Raw genomic sequence first — 622 nt, forward strand, 5'->3', positions numbered from 1 at the left:
CAACTGGGCGGCGACAGCGCGCTCCTTGAGGAGAGCGTCGGCATGCTGGAGGCGTTCGCCGACGCGTGGCCGGCGAGCCTGCCGCAGCCCAGCGGGCTCTCCCTGGCGCGCGGCCGGGCGCTGCTGCGGCTGGCCGGCGCGGCCCCCGACCGCGAGCGCGCCCGCACCTACGCCCGGCAGGCCGCGACCTCGCTGGACCTCGGGCGCGGCGGGCTCGAAGCCGAGGACGCGCCGGCCGAGGTGCGCGCCCGGGCCGCGCTCGACGTGGTGGACGCGCTGCTGGTCGCGGAGGAGGGGCCGGAGCAGGCCGCCGCGCTGGTGGCCGAGGCGCTCGCCCTGGCGCCGGACCGGCCGCTGCGCGCGGAGGTCCTGGCCCGCGACGCGCGACTGTGCGTACGGCGGTACGAGGCGGCCGGCGCCGGGCGCGGCGACGTCGCCGAACTGGACGCGGCGGCGCGACGGTTCGCCGAGGCGAGCCGGCTGCTCACTCGCGACCGCGCCGGCTACAGCGACCTGATCGCCGAGTGGGGCACGGTGCTCATCGAGCGCGCCGAGCGGCCCGGCGGCGACGCCTACGTCTTCGGGGCGGTGCGGGTCCTCCGGGACTGCCGCATGGAGACCC

The 622-nt window shown here is 79.7% G+C and carries 1 pseudogene; it reads left to right on the plus strand.

The window, feature by feature from the left end:
- Positions 1-622 (plus strand): annotated as a pseudogene (locus KUM32_RS42780) (hypothetical protein); the annotation flags it as partial.

This window comes from Streptomyces sp. AC627_RSS907 (genome assembly GCF_019049165.1).